This window comes from Luteimonas padinae (assembly GCF_014652935.1).
Lineage (GTDB): Bacteria > Pseudomonadota > Gammaproteobacteria > Xanthomonadales > Xanthomonadaceae > Luteimonas > Luteimonas padinae.
In genome coordinates this window covers 236,393-244,960 of sequence record NZ_BMZT01000006.1, presented here as the reverse complement: position 1 = coordinate 244,960, position 8,568 = coordinate 236,393, and the positions used below count along the sequence as shown (strand labels likewise).

The 8,568-nt window shown below is 68.8% G+C and carries 9 protein-coding genes; 8 read left to right on the top strand and 1 reads right to left on the bottom strand.

Annotated features, from left to right (window positions below):
• Window positions 1-150: 150 nt before the first annotated feature.
• Window positions 151-1,263: a PilT/PilU family type 4a pilus ATPase gene (locus IE168_RS09020; RefSeq protein WP_189497393.1), complete on the bottom strand. Its 1,113-nt coding sequence runs from the start codon at window positions 1,261-1,263 to the stop codon at window positions 151-153.
• A 95-nt stretch (window positions 1,264-1,358) separates the two neighbouring features.
• Here IE168_RS09020 and IE168_RS09015 point away from each other — a divergent pair, with 95 nt between their 5' ends.
• From IE168_RS09015 to IE168_RS08980, 8 genes are all read left to right on the top strand, one after another.
• Entirely contained in the window at window positions 1,359-1,745 is a 387-nt protein-coding gene (locus tag IE168_RS09015) for a DUF4398 domain-containing protein (protein ID WP_189497391.1), read from the top strand.
• On the top strand, window positions 1,742-2,329 hold the full coding sequence (locus tag IE168_RS09010; RefSeq protein ID WP_189497389.1) for a hypothetical protein: 588 nt from the start codon (window positions 1,742-1,744) through the stop codon (window positions 2,327-2,329). The genes IE168_RS09015 and IE168_RS09010 overlap by 4 nt, the downstream gene beginning before the upstream one ends.
• A gap of 340 nt (window positions 2,330-2,669) precedes the next feature.
• Window positions 2,670-2,888, top strand: coding sequence for an HP1242/YdcH family protein (locus IE168_RS09005; protein ID WP_132998966.1), 219 nt, complete (start codon window positions 2,670-2,672; stop codon window positions 2,886-2,888).
• A gap of 160 nt (window positions 2,889-3,048) precedes the next feature.
• The gene (locus IE168_RS09000) at window positions 3,049-4,425 is read left to right on the top strand and encodes a pyridoxal-phosphate dependent enzyme (protein ID WP_189497386.1); all 1,377 of its coding nucleotides are present in this window, start codon (window positions 3,049-3,051) and stop codon (window positions 4,423-4,425) included.
• Window positions 4,422-5,801, top strand: coding sequence for a glycosyltransferase (locus IE168_RS08995; protein ID WP_189497384.1), 1,380 nt, complete (start codon window positions 4,422-4,424; stop codon window positions 5,799-5,801). The genes IE168_RS09000 and IE168_RS08995 overlap by 4 nt, the downstream gene beginning before the upstream one ends.
• A gap of 37 nt (window positions 5,802-5,838) precedes the next feature.
• Window positions 5,839-7,008, top strand: a complete 1,170-nt coding sequence (locus tag IE168_RS08990) for a cystathionine gamma-synthase (RefSeq protein WP_189497382.1) — start codon at window positions 5,839-5,841, stop codon at window positions 7,006-7,008.
• Complete coding sequence (locus tag IE168_RS08985; protein ID WP_189497380.1) at window positions 7,005-7,796, top strand: ABC transporter permease; 792 nt, start codon at window positions 7,005-7,007, stop codon at window positions 7,794-7,796. The genes IE168_RS08990 and IE168_RS08985 overlap by 4 nt, the downstream gene beginning before the upstream one ends.
• 1 nt (window position 7,797) lies before the next feature.
• Complete coding sequence (locus tag IE168_RS08980) at window positions 7,798-8,565, top strand: ABC transporter ATP-binding protein (RefSeq protein WP_189497378.1); 768 nt, start codon at window positions 7,798-7,800, stop codon at window positions 8,563-8,565.
• Window positions 8,566-8,568 lie beyond the last annotated feature (3 nt).

Genomic DNA, 8,568 nt, shown 5'->3' with positions numbered 1-8,568 from the left:
TGGGCAGATCAACGCCATGCTCAGGGATGGCGGGCAGTGGCAGCCAACCCCCGCCTGATCAAAAGACAGTTGCTCCTACAGGGGAGGGGCGGCCGGCGGTCAAGGGCGGCCAACAGTCAGGGGCGGCCGGCAGTCAGGGGCAGCTGGCGGTCAGGCGTGGCCGGTGTCGAACACGTCCGCGTACGGGTCGTGCTCGCCGTCGCCGCCCTCGGACAGGCGGAACTTGAGGTCCAGGCCGTCGCGCGAGTCGGCCGCGCGCAGCGCCGTCTCGCGCTCGATGCGGCCTTCCTTGTACAGCCGGAACAGGCACTGGTCGAAGCTCTCGATGCCTTCCTCCAGGGACTCCTCCATCGCCTGCTTGATCTCGTGCACCTGGCCGCGGCGCAGCAGGTCGCGGATCATCGGCGTGTTGATCAGCACTTCGGTGGCCGGCATGCGGCGGCCGTCGGTGCCCACCACCAGGCGCTGGCTGACCACCGCGCGCAGGTTCAGCGCCAGGTTCATCAGCACGTTCTTGTGAGCGGCCTCGGGGAAGAAGTTCAGGATGCGCTCGATGGTCTGGTCGGCGTTGTTCGAGTGCAGCGTGGCCAGGCACAGGTGGCCGGTCTCGGCGAAGGCGATCGCCGCCTCCATCGTGGTCGCATCCAGGATCTCGCCGATCAGGATGACGTCCGGCGCTTCGCGCATCGCGTTCTTCAGCGCGTTGTGGAAGGCGTGGGTGTCGAGACCGACCTCGCGCTGGTTGACGATCGACTTCTTGTGCCGGTGCAGGTATTCGATCGGGTCCTCGATGGTGAGGATGTGGCCCGAGGTGGTGCTGTTGCGGTGGTCGATCATCGAGGCCAGCGTGGTCGACTTGCCGGAGCCCGTGGAGCCCACGATCAGCACCAGGCCGCGCGGGGCCATGATGATCTCCTTCAGCACCTGCGGCAGCTGCAGCTCCTCGATCGAGGGGATGGTGCTGCGGATGGCGCGGATCACCATGCCGACCTCGCCGCGCTGCTTGAACACGTTGACACGGAAGCGGCCCGAGTCCTGCAGCGACAGCGCCATGTTCAGCTCCAGGTCGCGCTCGAACTGCGGCACCTGGCCCTCGTCCATCAGCGAGTAGGCGATCTTCTTGACCATGCCCGCGGGCAGGCCGGTGTTGCCGAGCGGATAGAGCTTGCCCTCGACCTTGATGTACACCGGCGCGCCGGTGGTCAGGAACATGTCGGAGGCGTTCTTTTCCGTCATCAGCTTCAGGAAGTAGCCGATGTCCATTCGCGGGATTCCCCAGTAGCGCAGCCCCGGCGATTGCGATCCGGACGGATGCTGTTGACAATGGCCGTGCGTTCCCCAATCCGCGGCGGCCCCCTATGCGCACAAGCTTCGCACACTTCCGTTGGCGCCTGCATGGCGCATGTCTCGTTCCGGCGCTGGCGCTGGCGGGCTGTGCCAGCCTTCCGCCGCCGACCGCCGAACTCTCGGCCGCCCAGCAGGCGGTGGCCCGGGCCGACGCCGCCGACGCCCAGCAATACGCCGTCGACGACCTCGAGCGGGCACGCACCGCGCTCAGCCGCGCCCAGGCCGCGATGGCGGTGGGCAAGGAGCGCGACGCGCGCGCACTGGCCGCGCTGTCGGAAGCTTCGGCCGACCTCGCCAGCGCCCGCAGCGAGCAGGCTCAGGCCGAAGCGACGCTGTTGCAGCGCCGCAGCGAGGTGGCCGCCCTGCGCCAGCGCCTGGGCATGGAGGATCCGCGATGAGCCGCACCATCCACGCCGTGATGATCGCGACCCTGCTGGTCCCCGGTGCCGCCCTGGCGCAGTCGCGGAATGCGGACGACGGCAGTGCGCCGCTGCAGGCCCGCCTGCAGGCGCTCGATGCCGATCCCGAGCGCGCCCCGCTGGCCGCCTACGAGCGTTTGCGTGCGCGCCAGGCGCTCGACGCCCTGGCCGGGACCCGCGGCGCGCAGGCGAAGGCCGATGCCCGCCAGGTCGCGGAATGGCGCGTGGAAACCGCCGAGATCGCCGCTGCCACCGGGCTCGCCCGCCGCCAGATCGACCGGCTGGACCGCGAGCGCAGCGAGCTGCTGGTCGAGGCCAGCCGCCAGGATGCCGCGCGGGCGCGCGCCGAGGCCGAGCGCCTGCGCATCCAGGCCCAGATCCAGGCCGAGGAGGCCGAGCGCCTGCGCCTGGAGGCCGAAATGGAGTCCGGGGCCCGCCAGCGCGCCGAGGGTGTGCTCGACGACGTGGCGAAGTCGCAGGCCGAGCGGCTGCGTGCCGCCCGCCAGCGCGAAGCCGAGCTCAAGCGCCAGGAAGCCGAGCTGCTGAAGTCCCTGGAAGACTAGCCTCCGCCAGCCTGGAGGCCGCGCACGGCCGCTCCCGCGACGGTGTTCAGGCAGGGGCCGGCTGGACCCTTGCCCGCCCTGTCACGGAGGAGTAGGGTCGATTCCGGAGGCGGTTTCCGCCAATGGCGGAGCCGCCCCTGAGAAGGGAGGTCACGTGACGGAATGCAGCGACTCCAGCGGGACGGTCGCCGCGGGCAAGCCCCCGCGGACGCTCCCGAGGGAGGGTGTCTGGAGCCCGTCGCACGCCATCCCCCACGATGCGCCCCGTGCCGCAAGGCCCGGGGCGTTTTTGCATGCCCGCGCGGCACGCATGCGCGGGCCAAGGCTGAAGGAGGTCTCCATGTTCGAAGGGCAACCCCAGGCGGAACTCGACGCGCTGTTCAAGGCCAACCCCGAGTTCAGGCAGCTCTATCACCACCACAAAGAGCTCGACAAGAAGGTGCTCGACGCCGAGCTCGGCGTGCTGCCGATCGACGACACCACGCTGGCACGGATGAAGCGCGAGAAACTTGCCGCCAAGGACCGCCTGTCGGTGATGTACCAGGCGCTGGCCCACTGATTCCCGACTCCCCCACCCCCATGTGACAGCACCGGCTGTCGCGGGCGGCGGCGCCATCCTCGTCGGTCGCCGCCGCCCGCGCCACCACTGTGGCAGCGGGGGCCGGAGTGCTGCGGCGATGCGATAATCGCGGCCTCTCCCGCCCGACAGGCAGTGCCGCATGACCATCCACGATTCCGTCCTCGGACTCATCGCCAACACGCCCATCGTCCGCGCCCGCCATCTCGACGCCGGCGTCTGCGAGCTCTACTTCAAGCTCGAAAGCCAGAACCCGGGCGGGTCGATCAAGGACCGCATCGGCATGAGCATGATCGAGGCGGCCGAGCGGCGCGGCGACATCAAGCCGGGTGACACCCTGGTCGAAGGGACTGCCGGCAACACCGGCATCGGCCTGGCCCTGGTCGCGCAGCAGAAGGGCTACAGGCTGATCCTCGTGGTCCCGGACAAGATGAGCCGGGAGAAGATCTTCAACCTCAAGGCCATGGGCGCCGAGGTGGTGCTGACCCGGTCCGACGTCGCCAAGGGCCATCCCGACTACTACCAGGACCTCGCCGCGCGCATCGCCAGCGAGACGCCCGGTGCCTACTTCATCAACCAGTTCGGCAACCCGGACAATCCGGCCGCGCACGAGACCGGCACCGGGCCGGAGATCCTGCGCCAGATGGCCGAGGCCGGCGGCGTGGACGCGGTGGTGTTCGGCTGCGGCAGCTCCGGCACGATGTCGGGCCTGTCGCGATGCTTTGCCGAGCACGCCCCGGAGGTGGAGATGGTGCTGGCCGACCCGGTCGGCTCGATCCTCGCCGAGTACATCAACGAGGGCACGCTGAGCGAGAAGTCCGGCAGCTGGATGGTGGAGGGCATCGGCGAGGACTTCCTGCCGTCGATCTCGGACTTCAGCCGGGTGAAGAAGGCCTATGCGATCAGCGACCGGGAGAGCTTCCTGGCCGCGCGCGAGCTGCTGGCGAAGGAGGGCATCCTCGGTGGCTCGTCCACCGGCACCCTGCTGGCCGCGGCGCTGAAGTACTGCCGCGAGCAGACGGAGCCCAGGAAGGTGCTGGTGTTCGTCTGCGACACGGGCAACAAGTACCTGTCGAAGATGTACAACGACTACTGGATGCTCGACAACGGCTTCATCGAGCGCGAGCAGCACGGCGACCTGCGCGACCTGATCCTGCGGCCCTACAGCCAGAAGGACACCGTGGTGGTGGGCCCGGACGACCTGCTGGTCACCGCCTACCAGCGCATGAAGCTGTACGAGATCTCGCAGCTGCCGGTGATGGATGGCGAGCGCCTGGCCGGCATCCTCGACGAGTCCGACGTGCTGATGCATGTGTACGGCAACGAGGAGCGCTTCCGCGACCCGGTGTCGACGGCGATGGTCAGCAAGCTCGAGGTCCTCGACGTGAAGTCGACGGTGGAATCGCTGCTGCCGGTGTTCGATGCCGGCAAGGTGGCGATCATCATGGACGGCGACCGTTTCCTCGGCCTGATCACCCGCATCGACCTGCTGAACTGGCTGCGGAGGCGGGTGCAGTGAAAGGCGACGGCGAGCGCGACACTCGCAGGCTCCGCATCCTGTTGATCGCCTACGAGTTTCCGCCGAGTCCGTCGCCACAGTCGCTGCGCTGGGCCTATCTCGCCAATCGATTGGCCGCGGCGGGGCACGACGTCCACGTCCTTGCGCCGGATATCGGTGACGAAGGGGCGGGAGGGCTGCCGGCGCCGGAGGCCGGGCTGCAGGTGCACAGGATCCACCCGGGATGGGTGCGCGGACTGCTGGCGAAGCTGGAGCGCCGAAGGCCGGTGGATACGGTGGGCGGAATGGCCTCGGCCGACGACGGCGCCGTCGTGGGCGATGCATTCGCGGACCTCGGGCCAGTGGAGCCGCCGCGGCTGAACTGGAAGGGGAAGCTGATGGAGGGCTTCCAGGACGCGGTGTCGTGGCTGCTTTTCCCCGACCTTCGCGGCGAATGGGCGCGACCGGCCAGGCGCGCCTTGCCGGGACTCCTGGACCGGTTGCATCCGGATGTCGTGCTCACCTCGCACGAGCCGGCGACCACGCTCCTGCTGGGCTTGCGGGCGAAGTCGCGGGGGCTGAGCTGGGTAGCCGACCTGGGAGATCCCGTGCTGGCGCCCTATACGCCGACGCGCTGGCGCAGGAAGGCGCTCGCCCTGGAGCGCAAGGCCCTGCGCGGGGCCGACCATGTCCTGGTCACGACCGTCGAGACCCGCGAGCTCATGCGCCAGCGCCACGGTGATGCGGTCCCGGTGAGCGTCGTGCCGCAGGGCTTCGACGACCGCCTCGGCGCCGTGCCAATGGCGCAGCGCGCGCAGCGGAACGAGGGGCCGGTCGAGTTGCTGTATGCCGGCAGCTTCTATGTCTTCCGCGATCCGGGTCCGCTGGTGGAGGGCGTGCTGCAGACCCGCGGCGTCCGGCTGAACATCGCGTCCGGCAACGTGCCTGGATGGCTGGTGCATCTCGCTGCCGCGCATCCGGGCCAGCTGCGCCTGCTCGGGCGGGTGCCGCATCGTCGCCTGCTCGACCTGCAGCGCGACGCCGACGTGCTGGTGAACATCGCCAATGCCGACCCTGCCCAGATACCGGGCAAGGTCTACGAGTATTTCGGCGCGTGCCGGCCGATCCTGCATCTGCAGGCGAGCGAGGGGGACGCCGTGGGTGAATTGCTGGGGCAGCTGCGGCGGGGCGTGGCCTGCGCCGGCGAGCGCGATGCGGTCACCGCGGCCGTCAACGGGCTCGCGGGCCTGGTCCGTGCCGGGCGGCTCGGGCAGGAATTCGACCTGGCTCCGGGGCCGGTGGCGGCATGGGGCTGGACGGCGCTGGCCCGGCGGGTGGAGCGCGTCCTCATGGAGGTATGCGGGCGGCCCGTCGGGGGCTCCCGGGCAGAGTGGTAGAATCACGGGTTCGGTTCACTGGATCGCAGGCAGACGCATGGGCAACTCCGGCAAGGCGACGAGACAAGGATTGGGCACGCTGGCGATCCACGCCGGCCAGGCCCCGGATCCGGCTACTGGCGCGGTGATGACGCCGATCTACGCGACCTCGACCTATGTGCAATCCAGTCCCGGGGAGCACCAGGGCTTCGAGTATTCGCGCAGCCACAACCCGACCCGCTTCGCCTACGAACGCTGCGTGGCCGAGCTCGAGGGAGGCAGCCGCGGCTTCGCGTTCGCCTCGGGGCTGGCGGCGAGCTCGACCATCCTCGAGCTGCTGGACGCCGGCAGCCATGTGATCGCCACCGACGATGTCTACGGCGGTACCTACCGCCTGTTCGAGCGCGTGCGTCGCCGCAGCGCCGGACTGGATGCCAGCTGGGTGGACATGGCCGATCCGGCGGCGTTCGAGGCCGCGATCCGGCCCGAAACGAAGATGGTCTGGATCGAGACCCCGACCAATCCGCTGCTCAAGCTGGTGGACATCGCACAGATCGCGGCGATTGCCCGCCGGCACGGCCTGCTGGTGGTGGTCGACAATACGTTCTGCTCACCCGTCATCCAGCGTCCGCTCGAGCTGGGCGCGGACATCGTGGTGCATTCGGCCACCAAGTATCTCAACGGCCATTCCGACATCGTGGGTGGAATCGCCGTGGTCGGCGACAACCCGGAGCTGGCCGAGAAGGTGGCGTTCCTGCAGAACTCCATCGGCGGGGTCCAGGGGCCCTTCGATTCGTTCCTCGCCCTGCGCGGCCTGAAGACCCTGCATCTCCGGATGAAGGCGCACTGCGAGAACGCCATGGCGCTGGCGGAGTGGCTGGAGGCGCATCCGGCGATCGAGAAGGTGGTGTACCCGGGCCTGGCCTCGCATCCGCAGCATGCGCTGGCGGCCCGTCAGATGGACGGCTTCGGCGGCATGGTCTCGATCTACCTCAAGGGCGGGCCGGAAGCGGCGAAGCGCTTCTGTGAGCGCACTGCGCTGTTCGCGCTGGCGGAGTCCCTGGGCGGCGTCGAGAGCCTAGTGAACCATCCCGCGATCATGACGCACGCGTCGGTGCCCGCGGACATCCGCTCGCGCCTGGGGATCACGGACAACCTGGTGCGGTTGAGCGTCGGCGTCGAGGATATGGCCGACCTGCAGGCGGACCTGGCGCAGGCGATGGAATGAGTCGTTCGCTCCTGCGCGACTACGCGGGCAGCCTCCGCTCCCCCGAGTTCTGGATCTATGCGACGTGGCTGGAACTGGTCACGAAGTACCGGCGTTCCAGGCTGGGGCTGTTCTGGGCCTTCCTCCCGTCGCTGCTCTACACGTTCGGCGTGGGCTGGTTCTTCGCGATACTCCAGGGCTACGACGCGCTCGAGTTCATCCCGCACATGGGCCTGGGCTACGTGTTCTTCCGCCTGGTCACGGTGTCGCTGAGCGAGGCGGGCACGGCGTGCGCCGGGCATGCCAGCTTCATCCTGGACGGGCGCGTGAGGTTGACGGACTACATCCTGAGGGTGGTGGCCAAGGCGCTTTTCTACACCTTGCTCGCGACACCGGTCATCGGCGTCGCGCTCGCCCTCAGTCCGGACTTCCAGGCGGTGGGGCTCCTGCTCCTCGTGCCCGCGCTGCTGGTCGTGCTCGCGAACATCGCGTGGATGGGCGCGATCGTCGCCGTCCTCGGGGCGCGCCTTCCGGACGTGAACCAGCTGGTCGGCAGCATCCTCATGTTCGCCTTCCTGTTCACGCCGATCCTGTGGCGGGCGGACCAGATTCCCGCGGGTTCCCTCAGGGGAAGCATCGCGCGCGTGAACCCGCTGTTCCACCTCGTCGAGATCGTGCGCGCGCCGCTGCTCGGCGAGCCCATCGAGAAACTCACCTACGCGTACCTCGCGATCATGCTGGTCGTTGGTTGGGCCGCGGCGATCCTGGTGTATCGAAGGTTCGCGCGTTACGTGCCAATCTGGGTGTGAAATGACCGCATACATCCGCGCCAGGCATATCGGGCTCGACCTCCCGCTCTACACGCAGGAACAGGGCGGCGTCCGGGCGACGGCCGGCCTGTTCCTGAGGGCGGCGTTCCAGCCTCCCCGCAGGATCCTCAGGACGACCCTCGACGACATCAGCTTCGATATCGAAGAAGGAGATCGCGTCGCCCTCATCGGCCGCAACGGGGCGGGGAAGTCCACGCTCCTGAAGATACTGGTCGGTGCATACCCTCCAACAAGAGGCGTACTCGAGGTCGGCGGCAGCCGGCAGGCGCTGCTGAACCTGTCACTGGGCTTCAACTCCGAGGCGACGCTGGTGGAGAACATCATCCTCCGCGGCATCGCGATGGGGCTGAAGCCCGCGCAGGCGGCATCGATCGCGGGAGGCGTCCTGGAATTCGCCGAACTGGAGGAGAAGGCGGGCCATCGCCTGCGGACCCTGTCATCGGGCCAGCGGATCAGGCTCGGGTTCGCGCTTGCGACGGCGATGCAGAACGAGATCCTGATCATGGACGAATGGCTGGGCGCCGGCGACGCATCCTTCATCAAGAAGGCGAAGGAAAGGATCCGGGCGCGGGTGGACAACGCGAAGATCATCGTCCTGGCGAGCCACAATGCTTCGCTGCTGAGGAACGTCTGCAACCGGGCCATGCTGCTGGAGGGCGGGCGCCTGGTGGCGCTCGGTGGCGTGGAGGAAATCCTGGCCACCTACCAGAAGAGCCTCCGCGACGGGTTCGCCAAGCCGGCGGCCTGAACC

Bases quoted from the DNA above. Each gene is read 5' to 3' on its own strand.
- IE168_RS08990 (WP_189497382.1), top strand. From the start codon at position 5,839: ATGGGCAACTCCGGCAAGGCGACGAGACAAGGATTGGGCACGCTGGCG.
- IE168_RS09005 (WP_132998966.1), top strand. From the start codon at position 2,670: ATGTTCGAAGGGCAACCCCAGGCGGAACTCGACGCGCTGTTCAAGGCC.
- IE168_RS09020 (WP_189497393.1), bottom strand. From the start codon at position 1,263: ATGGACATCGGCTACTTCCTGAAGCTGATGACGGAAAAGAACGCCTCC.
- IE168_RS08985 (WP_189497380.1), top strand. From the start codon at position 7,005: ATGAGTCGTTCGCTCCTGCGCGACTACGCGGGCAGCCTCCGCTCCCCC.
- IE168_RS09000 (WP_189497386.1), top strand. From the start codon at position 3,049: ATGACCATCCACGATTCCGTCCTCGGACTCATCGCCAACACGCCCATC.
- IE168_RS09010 (WP_189497389.1), top strand. From the start codon at position 1,742: ATGAGCCGCACCATCCACGCCGTGATGATCGCGACCCTGCTGGTCCCC.
- IE168_RS08980 (WP_189497378.1), top strand. From the start codon at position 7,798: ATGACCGCATACATCCGCGCCAGGCATATCGGGCTCGACCTCCCGCTC.
- IE168_RS09015 (WP_189497391.1), top strand. From the start codon at position 1,359: ATGCGCACAAGCTTCGCACACTTCCGTTGGCGCCTGCATGGCGCATGT.